This window comes from Meridianimarinicoccus marinus, assembly GCF_040689105.1.
In the GTDB taxonomy this organism is placed as follows: domain Bacteria; phylum Pseudomonadota; class Alphaproteobacteria; order Rhodobacterales; family Rhodobacteraceae; genus Meridianimarinicoccus; species Meridianimarinicoccus marinus.
This window is the reverse complement of sequence record NZ_JBFBVU010000001.1, coordinates 131,172-146,273: the sequence shown is the minus strand read 5'-3', so window position 1 is coordinate 146,273 and position 15,102 is coordinate 131,172. Positions and strand designations below refer to the sequence as shown.

General features: G+C 63.7%; 14 protein-coding genes. All 14 read right to left on the bottom strand.

Annotation, left to right across the window (positions count from 1 at the left end; translation table 11 throughout):
• Positions 1 to 7 precede the first annotated feature (7 nt).
• The 14 genes from AB0T83_RS00740 to AB0T83_RS00675 all read right to left on the bottom strand — a co-directional run bounded on the left by AB0T83_RS00740 (position 8) and on the right by AB0T83_RS00675 (position 15,102).
• The gene (locus AB0T83_RS00740) at positions 8 to 757 is read right to left on the bottom strand and encodes a biotin--[acetyl-CoA-carboxylase] ligase (protein ID WP_366190709.1); all 750 of its coding nucleotides are present in this window, start codon (positions 755 to 757) and stop codon (positions 8 to 10) included.
• Between the two features lies 1 nt (position 758).
• Positions 759 to 2,198, bottom strand: a complete 1,440-nt coding sequence (nuoN, locus tag AB0T83_RS00735; RefSeq protein WP_366190708.1) for an NADH-quinone oxidoreductase subunit NuoN — start codon at positions 2,196 to 2,198, stop codon at positions 759 to 761.
• Positions 2,199 to 2,207: 9 nt separating this feature from the next.
• Positions 2,208 to 3,752, bottom strand: coding sequence for an NADH-quinone oxidoreductase subunit M (locus AB0T83_RS00730; protein WP_366190706.1), 1,545 nt, complete (start codon positions 3,750 to 3,752; stop codon positions 2,208 to 2,210).
• The gene (gene nuoL / locus AB0T83_RS00725; protein ID WP_366190705.1) at positions 3,752 to 5,899 is read right to left on the bottom strand and encodes an NADH-quinone oxidoreductase subunit L; all 2,148 of its coding nucleotides are present in this window, start codon (positions 5,897 to 5,899) and stop codon (positions 3,752 to 3,754) included. Before nuoL ends, AB0T83_RS00730 begins: the two co-directional genes overlap by 1 nt.
• Positions 5,900 to 5,903: 4 nt before the next feature.
• Positions 5,904 to 6,209 carry an NADH-quinone oxidoreductase subunit NuoK gene (gene nuoK / locus AB0T83_RS00720; RefSeq protein WP_193141760.1) on the bottom strand — a complete coding sequence of 102 codons (306 nt, stop codon included), beginning with the start codon at positions 6,207 to 6,209 and terminating at the stop codon, positions 5,904 to 5,906.
• A gap of 105 nt (positions 6,210 to 6,314) precedes the next feature.
• Positions 6,315 to 6,929: an NADH-quinone oxidoreductase subunit J gene (locus AB0T83_RS00715; RefSeq protein WP_366190703.1), complete on the bottom strand. Its 615-nt coding sequence runs from the start codon at positions 6,927 to 6,929 to the stop codon at positions 6,315 to 6,317.
• A 20-nt stretch (positions 6,930 to 6,949) separates the two neighbouring features.
• On the bottom strand, positions 6,950 to 7,444 hold the full coding sequence (gene nuoI, locus AB0T83_RS00710; protein WP_193141762.1) for an NADH-quinone oxidoreductase subunit NuoI: 495 nt from the start codon (positions 7,442 to 7,444) through the stop codon (positions 6,950 to 6,952).
• A 1-nt stretch (position 7,445) separates the two neighbouring features.
• Positions 7,446 to 8,483, bottom strand: coding sequence for an NADH-quinone oxidoreductase subunit NuoH (gene nuoH, locus AB0T83_RS00705; RefSeq protein ID WP_366190701.1), 1,038 nt, complete (start codon positions 8,481 to 8,483; stop codon positions 7,446 to 7,448).
• A 138-nt stretch (positions 8,484 to 8,621) separates the two neighbouring features.
• Positions 8,622 to 10,640 (bottom strand): NADH-quinone oxidoreductase subunit NuoG, encoded by a 2,019-nt coding sequence (gene nuoG, locus AB0T83_RS00700; protein ID WP_366190699.1) that lies wholly within the window; start codon positions 10,638 to 10,640, stop codon positions 8,622 to 8,624.
• Positions 10,641 to 10,644: 4 nt separating this feature from the next.
• A complete protein-coding gene (locus AB0T83_RS00695; RefSeq protein WP_366190698.1) occupies positions 10,645 to 11,139 on the bottom strand; it encodes a DUF3291 domain-containing protein in 495 nt (164 codons plus the stop codon).
• A gap of 88 nt (positions 11,140 to 11,227) precedes the next feature.
• Positions 11,228 to 12,523: an NADH-quinone oxidoreductase subunit NuoF gene (nuoF, locus tag AB0T83_RS00690; RefSeq protein WP_366190696.1), complete on the bottom strand. Its 1,296-nt coding sequence runs from the start codon at positions 12,521 to 12,523 to the stop codon at positions 11,228 to 11,230.
• Between the two features lie 10 nt (positions 12,524 to 12,533).
• Positions 12,534 to 12,776 (bottom strand): DUF5337 domain-containing protein, encoded by a 243-nt coding sequence (locus AB0T83_RS00685; RefSeq protein WP_366190695.1) that lies wholly within the window; start codon positions 12,774 to 12,776, stop codon positions 12,534 to 12,536.
• The gene (nuoE, locus tag AB0T83_RS00680; protein ID WP_366190693.1) at positions 12,769 to 13,788 is read right to left on the bottom strand and encodes an NADH-quinone oxidoreductase subunit NuoE; all 1,020 of its coding nucleotides are present in this window, start codon (positions 13,786 to 13,788) and stop codon (positions 12,769 to 12,771) included. Before nuoE ends, AB0T83_RS00685 begins: the two co-directional genes overlap by 8 nt.
• A gap of 102 nt (positions 13,789 to 13,890) precedes the next feature.
• On the bottom strand, positions 13,891 to 15,102 hold the full coding sequence (locus AB0T83_RS00675; protein WP_193141769.1) for an NADH-quinone oxidoreductase subunit D: 1,212 nt from the start codon (positions 15,100 to 15,102) through the stop codon (positions 13,891 to 13,893).

Here is a 15,102-nt window from a genome sequence, read left to right as displayed (position 1 = left end):
GCTGGGATCAGAAAAAGATGTCGGCAGCGGGCAGGACCACCCGGCCCTTGGCGCCGGTCAGCACCAGTGCGCCATCCGCATCGATATCGGTGAAGGTCCCGGTTAGGCTGTCCTTCGCGGTGCGGGCGGTGATGACTTCACCCAGCTTGGCCGCATGGTCCAGGAAGGCGCGCCGCAGGGGATCGAACCCATAGGTGGTCAACCGCGTCTCCCAGGTGGCGAAGGCCGGGGCCAGCAGGTCGAGGAACTCTTCCGGGGTGATGCGGATGCCCGTGGCCGACAGAACCGAGGTCGGCGCCAAGGCGTCAGGCTCCAGCGTTCCGGCATCCGGTTCCTGCGCCAGGTTCACGCCGATGCCTACGCACAGCGGGCCCGGTGTTCCGCCCTGCCCCGAGGATTCCAGCAGAATCCCGGCCACCTTGGCGCCGTTCAGCAGCACATCGTTGGGCCATTTCAGGCGGATGGCCTCGGGGCGGCGGGTGGCCTCGGCCAGCGCGTCCTGCAAGGCAAGGGCGGCCACGAAAGACCGTTGGGCGGCGAAGGCCGGACCGTCCGGCACGCGCATCACCAGCGTTGCGGCGAAGTTGCCCTCGGCACTTTGCCACGCGCGCCCGCGACGGCCACGGCCTGCGGTTTGCCGCAGGCCGAGAACCCATGTCGGGCCGGAAAGATCGGGGGCCAGCCGGGCGGCTTCGGCATTGGTGCTGTCCACCTCTGCCAGAACCCGGCGGCCTACCCCATCGGGCCATGGGGCCATGCTATTGAACCAGTGCGGCGGCGGCCGAAGCGGCCAGCGTTTCGACACCGAACAGGTTGATGACACCCAGAACCATGGCAGCGGCAGAGCCGACGAGGAACACGGTCAGCACCGGCGAGCTGCTCTTGTCCAGCGGTTCCTGCGCGTCGCCGAAGTACATGTAATAGACGATGCGCAGGTAGTAGAACGCGCCGATCACCGAGGCGATGACACCGGCCACGGCCAGCCAGCCCAGCCCACCTTCCAGCGCGGCCATCAGCACATAGTACTTGCCGAAGAAGCCCACCAGCGGCGGCACCCCGGCCAGCGAGAACAGCAGCACCAGCATCGCCAGCGCCTTCAGCGGCTCGCGGTTCGAGAAATCGTTCAACGAGTTGATATCGGTCACCGGCAGGCCGTTGCGGCTCATCGACATGATGAAGGCGAAGGTGCCGATGTTCATGGTTACATAGATGGCCATGTAGATCAGCATCGCCTGCACGCCGAAGACCGTGCCCGAGGCCAGCCCCATCAGCGCATACCCCATGTGCGCGATCGAGGAATAGGCCATCAGGCGCTTGATGTTGGTCTGGCCGATGGCCGCGACCGAGCCCAGGAACATCGACACCACCGACAGCAGCGCGATGACCTGTTGCCAGTCGCCGATGGCATTGCCGAAGGCATCATGCACCACACGGGCAAACAGCCCCATCGCCGCCACCTTGGGCGCGGTGGCGAAGAAGGCCGTGACCGGCGTCGGCGAGCCTTCGTAGACATCCGGCGTCCACATGTGGAAGGGTGCTGCCGAGACTTTGAACGCCAGCCCCGACATCAGGAACACCAGCCCGAAGAGCAGACCCAGCGACATCTCGCCCTGGTTGGCGGTCTGGATGATGCCCGAGAAATCGGTGGTGCCGGCATAGCCATAGGTCAGCGAGGCACCATACAGCAGCAGGCCCGAGCTGAGCGCGCCCAGCACGAAATACTTCAGGCCGGCTTCGGTGGATTTCACACTGTCGCGGCGCAGCGAGGCGACGACGTAGAGCGCCAGCGACTGCAGCTCCAGCCCCATGTAAAGCGACATCAGGTCCCCGGCGGAGACCATCATCATCATGCCCACCGTCGCCAGGGCGATCAGCAGCGGGTATTCAAAGCGCAGCAGGTCGCGCTTGGCCATGTATTTCTCGCTCATCACCAGAACGGCGGCAGCGGCCAGCAGGATCACCGTTTTCGAGAACCGCGCGAAGGCGTCGTCGATGAACAGCCCGCCGAAGGCCTCCTGCGTGGTCGCGGTGCCAAGGCCGATCCAGACGGCCAGCAGCACGAACAGCCCGCTGGTCAGCCAGACCAGCATCGGCGCCAGCTTGTCCTTGCCGCCGTAGGCTCCGGCCAGAAGCGCGGCCATGGCATAGACCGACAGGACGATTTCCGGAAGGATGATAGAGAGGTCGGAACCGATCATGATGCGTCCTCAGTGATGCGTGGCGACCTGGGTGGCGTCGACGCGCTCCAGGACGGCTGTCTGATAGTTCGACACGAGGTTCTCGACCGAAGGGCCGATGATGTCGGTCACGAGGCTGGGATAGACGCCCAGCAGCAGGGTCATGGCGACCAGCGGGACGAAGATCACCCGCTCGCGGCGATCCATGTCGGTGATGGACTTCAGGCTTTCCTTGATCAACTCGCCAAAGACCACCCGGCGGTACAGCCACAGGGCATAGCCCGCCGACAGGATCACCCCCGAGGTGGCCACGGCGGCCACCCAGGTGTTGGCCTGGAAGATGCCCACCAGCGTCAGGAATTCGCCCACGAAGCCCGAGGTGCCCGGCAGGCCGACGTTGGCCATTGTGAACAGCATGAAGATCAGCGCATAGGCCGGCATCCGGTTCACCAGACCGCCATAGGCGCTGATTTCGCGGGTGTGCATCCGGTCATAGATCACGCCGACGCACAGGAACAGGGCGCCCGAGATGAAGCCGTGGCTGATCATCTGGAAGATGGCGCCGTCGATGCCCTGCTGGTTGGCCGAGAAGATGCCCGCGGTGACATAGCCCATGTGCGCGACCGAGGAATAGGCGATCAGCTTCTTCATGTCCTCCTGCACCAGCGCCACCAGCGAGGTGTAGACAATGGCGATGGCCGACATCCACAGCACCAGCGGCGCCATGATGTCCGAGGCCACCGGGAACATCGGCAGCGAGAACCGCAGGAAGCCGTAGCCGCCCATCTTCAGCAGAATCGCGGCCAGCACCACCGAGCCTGCGGTGGGCGCCTGCACGTGCGCGTCCGGCAACCAGGTGTGCACCGGCCACATGGGCATCTTCACCGCGAAGGAAGCGAAGAAGGCGATCCACAACAGCGTCTGCATGCCGCCCAGCACATGGATGCCCAGCAGGTTGAAGCTTTCCGACCCGAACTGGTGGTTGAGCAAACTGGGAATATCGGTGGTGCCCGCGTCCAGCGCCATGGCGATCATGGCGACCAGCATCAGCACCGACCCAAGGAAGGTGTAGAGGAAGAACTTGAAGCTGGCGTAGATCCGGTTGGCCCCGCCCCAGATGCCGATGATCAGGAACATCGGGATCAGGCCTGCTTCGAAGAACAGGTAGAACAGCACCAGATCCAGTGCGCAGAAGACGCCCAGCATCAGGGTTTCCAGCACCAGGAAGGCGATCATGTATTCCTTGACGCGCTTCTCCACCGTCCAGCAGGCGCCGATGGTCAGCGGCATCAGGAAGGTGGTCAGCAGCACGAACAGCACCGAGATGCCGTCCACGCCCATCTTGTACTTCATGCCGAGGATCCAGTCGTGCTCTTCGACGAACTGGAAGCCGGGATCGGCGGGGTTGAAGCCGCTGAGCAGGAACAGCGAGAGCAGGAAGGTCAGCCCTGTCGCCGCCAGCGCCACCCATTTGGCGTTGCGCTGCGCATCCGGATCATCGCCGCGCAGGAACACCGCGAGGATGAGCGCCGCAACCGCCGGAAGGAAGGTGACAATCGAAAGCAGGTTATCCATTACTCAGCCCCCCCGGTGAGGCTCATAAGCGTAATCAGCACCGCAACGCCCAGCACCATGGCAAAGGCATAGGTGAACAAATAGCCGGTCTGGGCCCGCCCCGCGAGGCGGGTGAAGAAGGGGATGATCCCCATGGCCAGCCCGTTGATGCCGCCGTCGATGGTAGCCCCGTCCCCGCGCTTCCACAGGAAGCGGCCAAGGGCAAAGGTCGGACGGACGAAGACGAAGTTGTAGATCTCGTCGAAGTACCACTTGTTCAGCAGGAAGTTGTAGAGCGGCCAATTGGTGGCCGCCAGCTTGCCTGGCAGATCGGTCCGGCGGATGTACATCAACCAGCTCAGCGCAAAGCCCAGCAACATGGCGATGAAGGGCGATACCTTGACCCAGGCCGGGGCGTGGTGGGCGTCGTCGATCACGTGGTTGTCCGGGCCCATGTAGATGGCGCCATATTGCAGGGGGGCTGCCGATGCGGCGACCACGCCATCATGTGCAGCCTCGGCCCCATGGCCATCGGTCGCGGCGTGGCTGTCGGCAGCAGGCGCGTGGCCGTCGGTTGTCGCGGCAGCCTCCACCGGAGCGGCGCCATGATCGGCGGCAACCACGGCCTCGGCATGGGGAATGCCGAACCAGGATTCCACCGCGTGGTGATCGCCGAAGAAGGGCTTGTACCAGACCATGCCGGCGAAGATCGCGCCGATGGCCAGGATGCCCAGCGGCACGGTCATCACCTTGGGGCTTTCATGGGCATGGGCATGGGTATGGCTGTCGCCGCGCGCCTCGCCAAAGAAAGTCATGAAGATCAGGCGCCAGGAGTAGAAGCTGGTCATCGCCGCAGCGGCCACCAGCATCCAGAAGGCATAGCCGGCCATCGGGTTGGTCCCGGCCCAGGCGCTCTCGATGATCGCATCCTTCGACAGGAAGCCGGCAAAGCCGATGTAAGTCAGCGGAATGCCGACGCCGGTGATGGCCAGCGTGCCGATCATCATCGCCCAGAAGGTATAGGGGATCTTCTTGCGCAGCGCGCCATAGTTGCGCATGTCCTGCTCGTGATGCATCGCGTGGATGACCGACCCCGCGCCAAGGAACAGCATCGCCTTGAAGAACGCATGAGTGAACAGGTGGAACATGGCCGCCGAATAGGCACCGACGCCCGCCGCCACAAACATGTAGCCCAGTTGCGAACAGGTCGAATAGGCGATCACGCGCTTGATGTCATTCTGCACCAAACCCACGGTCGCCGCGAAGAAGGCGGTCGAAGCGCCGATGAAGGTGATGAAGCTGAGCGTCGCCGGGGCGAATTCCATCAGCGGCGACATGCGGCAGACAAGGAAGACCCCTGCCGTCACCATGGTGGCGGCGTGGATCAGGGCCGACACCGGGGTCGGGCCTTCCATCGCATCAGGCAGCCAGGTGTGCAGGAACAGTTGCGCCGATTTGCCCATCGCGCCGATGAACAGCAGGAAGGCGGTCAGTTCGGCGGCATTCCAGTCGCGCCACAGGAAACTGATCTGGGTCTGCGCCAGTTCCGGGGCGGCGGCGAAGATCACGTCAAGCTGCACGCTGTCGGTCAGGAAGAACAGCGCGAAGATGCCGAGGGCAAAGCCGAAGTCGCCGACGCGGTTGACCACGAAGGCCTTGATCGCGGCGGCATTTGCCGAGGGCTTGCGGTAGTAGAACCCGATCAGCAGGTACGAGGCGACGCCCACCCCTTCCCAGCCAAAGAACATCTGGACCAGGTTGTCGCTGGTCACCAGCATCAGCATGGCGAAGGTGAAGAACGACAGATAGGCGAAGAAGCGCGGCTTGTAGACCTCGCCCTCTTTCCACTGCGGGTCGTGATCCATGTAGCCGAAACTGTAGACGTGGACGAGCGTCGACACGCTGGTCACCACGATCAGCATGATGGTGGTCAGCCGGTCGACCCGCAGACCCCAATAAGTGTCGAGCGTGCCGGAGGAAATCCAGCGTAGCACCTCGATATGCTTGGTCATGCCGGTGGGCGCCAGGAAGGCAGCCCAGGACGAGAAGCAGGCATAGATCAGCAGGCCGGTGGCGATGCGCATGGCGTTCTTTTCGCCCACGATGCGCCAGCCGAAGCCGGAAATGAGTGCCCCGAGCAGGGGAAGGAAGACGATGACCTGTTCCATCTGCTCAGCCTTTCATATTGTTGACGTCTTCCACGGCGATGGTGCCGCGGTTTCGGAAGAAGCAGACCAGAATGGCAAGGCCGATGGCGGCCTCGGCCGCGGCCACGGTCAGAACGAACAGCGTGAAGATCTGTCCGGTCAGGTCGCCCAGATAGCTGGAGAAGGCCACGAGGTTGATGTTCACGGCCAGCAGCATCAGTTCCACCGACATCAGGATGATGATGACGTTCTTCCGGTTCAGGAAGAGCCCGAAGATGCCGATGACAAACAGCGTTGCCGCCACCGTCAGGTAATGTTCAAGTCCGATCATCCGTGTCCCTCCGGGTCGTTGCCCGACAGTTGGTCTTGTCCGGTCCCGGTCGCTCCGGGGCCGCAGTTGTTCGGTCCGCCGGGTGTCAGGCGGCAGGCAGTGGCGTTACAGCCCCTGCCCCGGTTTCATGTCCTTCAGCTCCAGCGCCTTGGCCGGGTCGCGGTACATCTGGGCCAGAACGTCCTGGCGCTTGATGTTCGGGCGATGGCGCAGGGTCAGCATGATGGCGCCGACCATGGCAACCAGCAGGATCAGACCCGCCAGTTGGAACAGCAGGAAATACTTGTCGTAGATCAGCAGGCCCAGGGCTTCGGTGTTGTGCATGTCCTCGATCGCCGGGGCGACGTTGGCGCGCAGCGCTTGCGCCTGGTCCGCCGTGTCCCAGACCCCGAAGGCCAGCGCCAGTTGCATCAGGATCACCACCCCGATCAGCAGCGCCAGCGGCATGTATTTCGCCATTTCGGCCTTCAGCTCGGCGAAGTCCACGTCCAGCATCATCACCACGAACAGGAACAGCACGGCCACTGCGCCGACGTAGACGATGATCAGAAGCATGGCGACGAATTCCGCGCCCAGCAGGACGAACAGCCCCGCCGCGCTGAGGAAGGCGAGGATCAGCCACAGCACCGAATGCACCGGGTTTTTCGAAATGACGGTGAACAGCCCGCCGGTGATGACGGACAGGGCGAAGCCGTAGAATGCGATATCAGCGACGGTCATGGTCGGATCCTTCCTTCGGCTCAGCGATAAGGCGCATCGAGTTCGAGATTGCGCGCAATCTCGGCCTCCCAGCGTTCGCCGTTGGCGAGCAGCTTGTCCTTGTCGTAGTACAGCTCTTCGCGGGTTTCTGTGGCGAACTCGAAGTTCGGGCCTTCGACGATGGCATCCACCGGGCAGGCTTCCTGACAGAAGCCGCAGTAGATGCATTTGGTCATGTCGATGTCATAGCGCGTGGTCCGGCGCGAGCCGTCCTCGCGCGGTTCGGCGTCGATGGTGATGGCCTGCGCCGGGCAGATGGCTTCGCACAGCTTGCAAGCGATGCAGCGTTCTTCCCCGTTGGGATAGCGGCGCAGCGCGTGCTCGCCACGGAACCGGGGCGACAGCGGGCCTTTTTCGTGCGGATAGTTCAGGGTGGCCTTGGGCGCGAAGAAGTACTTCAGCCCCAGCTTCATGCCCACAAGGAAATCCTTGAGCAGGAAATACTTGCCGGCGCGGGTCCAGTCGATTGACGACATCTCAGCCTCCCACAACCCAGCGGGCATAGGCGCCGCCGAAAAGTTCGAATTTCGCGAAGAACGCCACCACGACGACCCAGCCCAGCGACAGCGGCAGGAACACTTTCCAGCCCAGGCGCATCAGCTGGTCGTAGCGATAGCGCGGCACGATGGCTTTCACCATGGCGAAGAGGAAGAAGAAGATCGCCATCTTGCCGACCATCCACAGTGCCCCGTCGGGCAGCCCCGGAATCGGCGACAGCCAGCCGCCGAAGAACAGCAGCGAGTTCAGGGCGCACATCAGGAAGATGGCGATGTATTCGCCGGCCATGAACAGCAGGAACGGGGTCGAGGAGTATTCCACCTGATAACCCGCCACCAGTTCGGATTCCGCTTCCGGAAGGTCGAAGGGCGGGCGGTTGGTTTCTGCAAGGCACGAGATGAAGAAGATCACCGCCATGGGCAGATGCGGCAGCCAGTACCAGTTGAAGAAGCCGAAGCTGCCGTCCTGCGCCGCTACGATATCCCCGAAGTTCATCGAGCCGGTCGAGATGATCACCCCGATGATGATCAGGCCGATCGACACCTCGTAGGAAATCATCTGCGCGGCCGAGCGCAGCGAGCCAAGGAACGGGTACTTCGAGTTCGAGGCCCAGCCGCCCATGATCACGCCGTAAACCTCAAGCGAGGACACCGCGAAGACGAACAGGATCGCCACATTCAGATCAGCCAGCACCCAATTGTCGGTGAAAGGGATGACGGCCCAGGCCAGCATCGCCAGCACGAAGCTGGTCATCGGTGCCAGCATGAACACGGTGCGGTCGGCCCCGGCGGGCACGACGATTTCCTTGACCACGTATTTCAGGGCATCGGCCACGGTCTGCAGCAGGCCGAAAGCGCCCACCACGTTGGGCCCGCGGCGCATCTGCACGGCGGCCCAGATCTTGCGGTCGCCATAGACAAGAAACAGCAGCGAAATCATCACGAAGCCAAGCACCGCAAGGCACTGGGCCACGATGATCACCGCAATCCCGGCGTTGGTCGAAAAGAAGTCATCCATCGGTGGTCACCTCCGGGGTCAGGGCAGCGGCGCGGCACGCGGATGCCTCGTGGTAAACAGCTTTTGCGACCTCAAAGCCAGCCGCCACAGGGGCGCTTGTGCGAGTATGTCGCGGGAGTTCGAAACGCGGCATCCGGGTCACTCCGCCGCGAGGGACGACGCGCCCCGCGCCTTGGCCGCCGCGCTGAGTTCGGCCATCAGGGCCGAGGCGCGGGCGATCGGGTTGGTCAGGTAGTGATCCTTGATCGCATTGCGGAAATCGGCCGATGCAGGGGTATCCAGTTCGGGCAGAACCCAGTCGTTTTCCGGCACGGTGTCGATCTTCTTCAGATGCGGCACGTCCTTGACCAGTTGCTGGCGCAGTTGGGTCAGGCTGTCATAGGGAAGCGTCGCGCCCAGTTGCGCCGACAGGGCACGCAGGATTGCCCAGTTCTCTTTCGCCTGTCCCGGCGGGAAGCTGGCGCGGGCGGCCAGTTGCGGGCGGCCCTCGGTGTTCACGAACAGGCCCGATTCCTCGGTCCAGGCGGCCCCCGGCAGGATCACGTCGGCGCGATGCGCGCCCCGGTCGCCATGGCTGCCCTGGTAGATCACGAAGGGTCCGGCATCTATGTCGACCTCATCGGCGCCCAGATTGTAGATCACCTCGGCCCCGTCGATGGCGGCCAGCAGACCGCCCTCGGTCACAGCACCCACATCCATCGCACCGACGCGGGCGGCGGCGGTGTGCAGCACCAGGAATTTCGACTCGGTGGTTTCGGCGAATTTCATTGCCTGTGCCAGTACGGCAGCACCATCGGCCTCGCGCAGCGCGCCCTGCCCGATGATGACCACGGTGTCCTTGCCAATGGCGCCGGTGTGATCCTCTTCCATCAGGCCCATCAGACCGTCGCGGCCCGCGCCCAGATGGAAATACTCATAAGTCAGATCGGCGGCTTCCCCGATCACGCCGATCTTGGCCCCGGCCAGCCACGCCTTGCGGATGCGCGCGTTCAGCACCGGCGCTTCGTCGCGCGGGTTGGTGCCGATCAGCATGATCGCCTTGGCCGTATCGATATCCTCGATCCGGGCGGTTCCCACATAGGCCGACCGGTTGTCGGCGGGCAGACGCGCGCCATCGGTGCGGCATTCGACGGTGCCGCCCTGCCCTTCGATCAGTTGCTTGAGCGCAAAGACCGCTTCGACCGGGGCCAGATCACCCACAAGGCCCGTAACCTTCTTGCCCTTCATCGCGGTGGCCACGGCGGTCAGGGCTTCATCCCAGCCGGCTTTGCGCAGCTTGCCGTTTTCACGAATGTACGGCGTGTCCAGGCGCTGGCGGCGCAGCCCGTCCCAGACGAAGCGCGACTTGTCGCTCAGCCATTCCTCGTTCACGCCGTCATGGTTGCGCGGCAGGAAGCGCATCACTTCGCGGCCCTTGGTATCGACGCGTATGTTGCTGCCAAGCGCATCCATCACGTCGATGCTTTCGGTTTTGGTCAATTCCCACGGACGGGCGGTAAAGGCGTAGGGCTTCGACACCAGAGCGCCCACCGGGCACAGGTCGATGATGTTGCCCTGAAGGTTCGAATCCAGCGTCTCGCCCAGATACGAGGTGATCTCGGAATCCTCGCCGCGCCCGGTCTGGCCCATCTGGCTGATGCCCGCCACCTCGGTGGTGAAGCGCACGCAGCGGGTGCAGGAGATGCAGCGGGTCATATGGGTTTCGACCAGCGGGCCAAGATCCAGATCCGTGGTCGCGCGCTTGGGCTCGCGGAACCGCGAGAAATCCACGCCGTAAGCCATGGCCTGATCCTGAAGATCGCATTCGCCGCCCTGGTCGCAGATCGGGCAATCCAGCGGGTGGTTGATGAGCAGGAACTCCATCACCCCTTCGCGGGCCTTCTTGACCATCGGGGAGTTGGTTTTCACCACAGGCGGCGCCCCTTCCGGCCCAGGACGCAGGTCCTTGACCTGCATCGCGCAGGAGGCCGCGGGTTTGGGCGGGCCGCCCACGACCTCGACCAGGCACATGCGGCAGTTGCCCGCGATCGACAGACGCTCGTGATAGCAGAAGCGCGGCACTTCGATGCCGGCCTGCTCACACGCCTGGATCAGGGTCATGGCCGGATCGACCTCGACCTCCCGGTCGTCGATGATGATCTTGCGCAGGTCACTCATCCGCTTACTCCGCTGCGATGGGCGCACAGCCGCGGGATTTCCACAGCTTGGCGTCTTTCAGATGGGACCAGCCGAACGCGTGGTCGCTGTCCCCATGGGTTTCCTTGTGCTCCAGCCGAGCCAGAGCCTCTTCCAGTGTCGGGCGATGCCCCGCGGGCACCCACCACATGACGAAATGCTGTTGTCCGAGGATCTCGAACCATTCAGCGCGGCGTTCATAGAACTGCCGATGCACCGTGTTGAACACGAAATGCTCAAGGCTGGGCGCGTCCTGCCAGACCGTCAGGTTGGTCACGAACTGCGGGTCGTCGCCGATGCTGGTCTCGGTGTTGCCGGTGCCCGGTTCGCCCGAACCTTCCATCATCCAGACAAATCCCGGCGAGCGTTTGCCCAAACCATTGACCCGGTCCAGCGCAGCCATGAAATCGGCCACGCGCGGATCATCGGTGGGCGCCAGAAGACGCCCGATGTTCAGCTCGGCAAGATGCTGCTGCGTCATGACAGGCCCCCGCACCACACGGGCCGCGCGCCCCGAAACGGGACGCGGACAAGCGGCAGGGCCGCAGGCGATATGAGGGCTGCGCGGATCACTCGGCCGCCACGGCACTGAGACGGCCGGATTTCTGCGCCTTGATGCGATCTTCGATCTCGTCGCGGAAATTGCGGATCAGGCCCTGGATCGGCCAGGCCGCCGCGTCGCCAAGGGCGCAGATCGTGTGGCCTTCGACCTGTTTGGTCACCTCGAACAGCATGTCGATCTCTTCGATCTCGGCCTCGCCTCTCACCAGACGTTCCATCACCCGCATCATCCATCCGGTGCCTTCGCGGCAGGGCGTGCACTGGCCGCAGCTTTCGTGCTTGTAGAACTTGGCCAGACGCCAGATCGCCTTGATGATGTCGGTCTGCTTGTCCATCACGATCACCGCTGCGGTGCCAAGGCTGGAGCCCTTTTCCTTCAGCGCGTCGAAATCCATGATCGCGTCGCGCATGTTCTCGCCGCGCACGCAGGGCACCGAAGATCCACCGGGGATCACCGCCAGAAGATTGTCCCAGCCGCCGCGAATGCCGCCGCAATGCTTCTCGATCAGTTCTTCGAAGGGGATCGACATGGCCTCTTCGACGACGCAGGGATTGTTCACATGGCCCGAGATTGCATAAAGCTTGGTGCCCGCGTTGTTCGGGCGACCAAAGCCTGCGAACCATTCTGGCCCGCGGCGCAGGATGGTCGGCACGACGGCGATGGATTCGACGTTGTTCACCGTGGTTGGGCAGCCGTAAAGACCCGCGCCCGCCGGGAACGGCGGCTTCATCCGGGGCATGCCCTTCTTGCCTTCAAGGCTTTCGATCAGCGCCGTTTCCTCGCCGCAGATATAGGCCCCGGCCCCGTGCGAGAGATACAGGTCGAAATCCCAGCCCGACCCCGCCGCGTTCTTGCCCAGAAGGCCCGCGTCATAGGCCTCGTCGATGGCCATCTGCAGGGCTTCGCGTTCGCGGATGTATTCGCCGCGAATATAGATATAGGCCGCATGGGCACCCATGGCGAACGAGGCGATCAGGCAGCCTTCGACCAGCGTGTGCGGATCGTGGCGCATGATCTCGCGATCCTTGCAGGTGCCGGGTTCCGATTCATCGGCATTGACCACAAGGTAATGCGGGCGGCCATCGCTTTCCTTGGGCATGAAGGACCACTTCAGCCCGGTCGGGAAGCCCGCGCCTCCGCGTCCGCGCAGGCCCGAGGATTTCATCTGGTCGACGATCCAGTCGCGGCCCTTTTCAAGGATGCCTGCGGTGCCATCCCAATGGCCCCGCGCCTGCGCGCCCTTCAGGCTGCGGTCATGCATGCCGTAGAGATTGGTAAAGATGCGATCTTCATCTTTCAGCATTGCCGTCTCCTTACTTCCCGCCGCTTCGGGCGGCCCGGCGCGCACGCCAGATCTGTGTCGTCACGACGAGCGCCCAGACGAGCCCCGCCATTGCCGCGAAATCGAACAGGAACACATAGCGATCCGGCAGTCCCAGGATCGGTCCCAGCAGTTGAGCGCCCATCCAGAGCAGCATGGTGCCCGCGATCACCAGCGCCACGAGGCGCGATTGGCGGGCCAGATGCCGGTCGCTGTCGTGGTCCCTGTCAGCCATCCGCGTCCTTGATCAGTTCTTTCGCCTGCGCGACCCAATCATCGCGCGAGACACGGCCCTTGAAGGCAATCAGGTTCTCGTCCACCCAGGCAACCTCGGCCTCGGTCCAGCCGGCGATCTGGTCGAAATGATAGACGCCGATCTCGTTCAGCGCCTCTTCCAGTTTCGGGCCGATGCCCTTGATTTTCTTCAGATCATCCGCGCCGGTGTCGCGTGCGCCGGTCAGCAGCGCCGGTTTGTCGCCGACCTGTGGATCGGCGGCGGGCGCCGGGATCGGGGCGCTGGGGGTGGGCAGCTTGAATTCGCGGTCGGTCCAGGGGGCGCGCAGGGGCACCTCGGTGCCGTCGATGCGTTTCACCGTGTCGCCGATGTCCGTGGCCAGCGCGACAGACGCATTGGCCGGCAGCTTGTCTGCCTCGTGTGCGGTCAGCGAGGTCAGGCCCTTGAGCGGTTCCGACGCATAGCGGCCATTTTGCGGACCCGGCGTCGGCACCTTGCCTGCACGCAGGTCGTCCAGCAGCGCGGCGAAGCTCTCGGCGGTCAGGTCTTCGTAGTAATCCTTGCCGATTTGGGCCATCGGCGCGTTGGCGCAAGAACCGAGGCATTCGACCTCTTCCCAGCTGAGCTTTCCGTCGTCGGACAGTTCATGGGCGTTGGGGGCGATCTTGTCTTTGCAAACGGCGATCAGATCCTCGGCGCCGCAGATCATGCACGACAGGGTGCCGCAGATCTGCACATGCGCCACAGAGCCGACCGGCTGCAACTGGAACATGAAGTAGAAAGTCGCGACTTCCAGCGCCCGGATATGGGCCATGCCCAGCAGGTCGGCCACATGTTCGATCGCTGGGCGGGTCAGCCAGCCTTCCTGTTCCTGCGCGCGCCACAGAAGCGGAATGATCGCCGAGGCCTGACGGCCCTCGGGAAACTTCGTGATCTGCGCTTCAGCCCAGGCCTGGTTGGCCGGGGTGAAGGCGAAACTGTCGGGCTGGTCGGGATGGAGACGACGAAGCATGTCAGACGCGGTCCTTCAGGATCGGGCGGGAGGCTGCGCGGCCGCGTGGGACGCCTCCGGCGGGAGTATTTTGGCCACGAAAAAGGGGCAGGACGGCGCGCATCAGCGGTCAATCTCCCCGAACACCACGTCGAGCGAGCCGATGATGGCGGCCACATCGGCCAGCTGGTGGCCGCTGGCCATGTAGTCCATAGCCTGCAAATGCAGGAACCCCGGCGCCCGGATCTTGGAGCGGTAGGGCTTGTTGGTGCCATCGGCGACAAGATAGACGCCGAATTCGCCCTTGGGCGCCTCGACGGCGGCGTAGACCTCGCCCTCGGGCACGTGGAAGCCTTCGGTGTAGAGCTTGAAGTGATGGATCAGTGCTTCCATCGAGGTCTTCATGTCGCCGCGTTTCGGCGGCGCCAGCTTGCCACGGGCCATGACCTCGCCGGGCTCGTTGCGCAGCTTTTCGCAGGCCTGCTTGATGATCTTCAGGCTTTCACGCATCTCGGCCATGCGGACAAGGTAGCGGTCGTAGCAATCGCCGTTCTTGCCGATGGCGATCTGGAAATCGAACTCGTCGTAGCATTCATAGGGCTGGCTGCGGCGCAGATCCCAGGGCAGGCCCGAGCCGCGCACCATGACGCCCGAGAACCCCCAGTCGAGAATGTCCTGTTCGGTCACAATGCAGATGTCGGCGTTGCGCTGTTTGAAGATGCGGTTCTCGGTCAGCAGCCCGTCGATGTCATCCAGCACGCGCGGGAATTCATCGGCCCAGGTGTCGATATCCTCGATCAGCTCGGGCGGCAGATCCTGATGCACGCCGCCGGGGCGGAAATAGGCCGCGTGCAGGCGGGCGCCGCAGGCCCGCTCGTAGAACACCATGAGCTTCTCACGTTCCTCGAAGCCCCAGAGCGGCGGTGTCAGCGCGCCCACGTCCATGGCTTGCGTGGTCACGTTCAGCAGGTGGTTCAGGATGCGGCCTATCTCGGAGTAAAGCACCCGGATCAGCGAGCCGCGACGCGGAACCACGGTGCCGGTCAGTTTCTCGATGGCCAGGCACCAGGCATGTTCCTGGTTCATCGGCGCCACATAGTCGAGGCGGTCGAAATACGGCAGGTTCTGCAGGTAGGTGCGGCTTTCCATCAGCTTTTCGGTGCCGCGATGCAGCAGGCCGATGTGCGGATCGCAACGCTCGACGATCTCGCCGTCCAGTTCCAGCACCAGGCGCAGCACGCCGTGGGCCGCCGGGTGTTGCGGCCCGAAGTTGATGTTGAAGTTGCGGATCTTCTGTTCGCCTGTCTGGGCGTCGTCGAAATTCGTTCCGTCCAT

What these genes read in the sequence shown, in the direction of transcription:
- AB0T83_RS00740 (WP_366190709.1), bottom strand. Translation starts at nt 757, where the DNA reads ATGGCCCCATGGCCCGATGGGGTAGGCCGCCGGGTTCTGGCAGAGGTG.
- nuoN (WP_366190708.1), bottom strand. Translation starts at nt 2,198, where the DNA reads ATGATCGGTTCCGACCTCTCTATCATCCTTCCGGAAATCGTCCTGTCG.
- AB0T83_RS00730 (WP_366190706.1), bottom strand. Translation starts at nt 3,752, where the DNA reads ATGGATAACCTGCTTTCGATTGTCACCTTCCTTCCGGCGGTTGCGGCG.
- nuoL (WP_366190705.1), bottom strand. Translation starts at nt 5,899, where the DNA reads ATGGAACAGGTCATCGTCTTCCTTCCCCTGCTCGGGGCACTCATTTCC.
- nuoK (WP_193141760.1), bottom strand. Translation starts at nt 6,209, where the DNA reads ATGATCGGACTTGAACATTACCTGACGGTGGCGGCAACGCTGTTTGTC.
- AB0T83_RS00715 (WP_366190703.1), bottom strand. Translation starts at nt 6,929, where the DNA reads ATGACCGTCGCTGATATCGCATTCTACGGCTTCGCCCTGTCCGTCATC.
- nuoI (WP_193141762.1), bottom strand. Translation starts at nt 7,444, where the DNA reads ATGTCGTCAATCGACTGGACCCGCGCCGGCAAGTATTTCCTGCTCAAG.
- nuoH (WP_366190701.1), bottom strand. Translation starts at nt 8,483, where the DNA reads ATGGATGACTTCTTTTCGACCAACGCCGGGATTGCGGTGATCATCGTG.
- nuoG (WP_366190699.1), bottom strand. Translation starts at nt 10,640, where the DNA reads ATGAGTGACCTGCGCAAGATCATCATCGACGACCGGGAGGTCGAGGTC.
- AB0T83_RS00695 (WP_366190698.1), bottom strand. Translation starts at nt 11,139, where the DNA reads ATGACGCAGCAGCATCTTGCCGAGCTGAACATCGGGCGTCTTCTGGCG.
- nuoF (WP_366190696.1), bottom strand. Translation starts at nt 12,523, where the DNA reads ATGCTGAAAGATGAAGATCGCATCTTTACCAATCTCTACGGCATGCAT.
- AB0T83_RS00685 (WP_366190695.1), bottom strand. Translation starts at nt 12,776, where the DNA reads ATGGCTGACAGGGACCACGACAGCGACCGGCATCTGGCCCGCCAATCG.
- nuoE (WP_366190693.1), bottom strand. Translation starts at nt 13,788, where the DNA reads ATGCTTCGTCGTCTCCATCCCGACCAGCCCGACAGTTTCGCCTTCACC.
- AB0T83_RS00675 (WP_193141769.1), bottom strand. Translation starts at nt 15,102, where the DNA reads ATGGACGGAACGAATTTCGACGACGCCCAGACAGGCGAACAGAAGATC.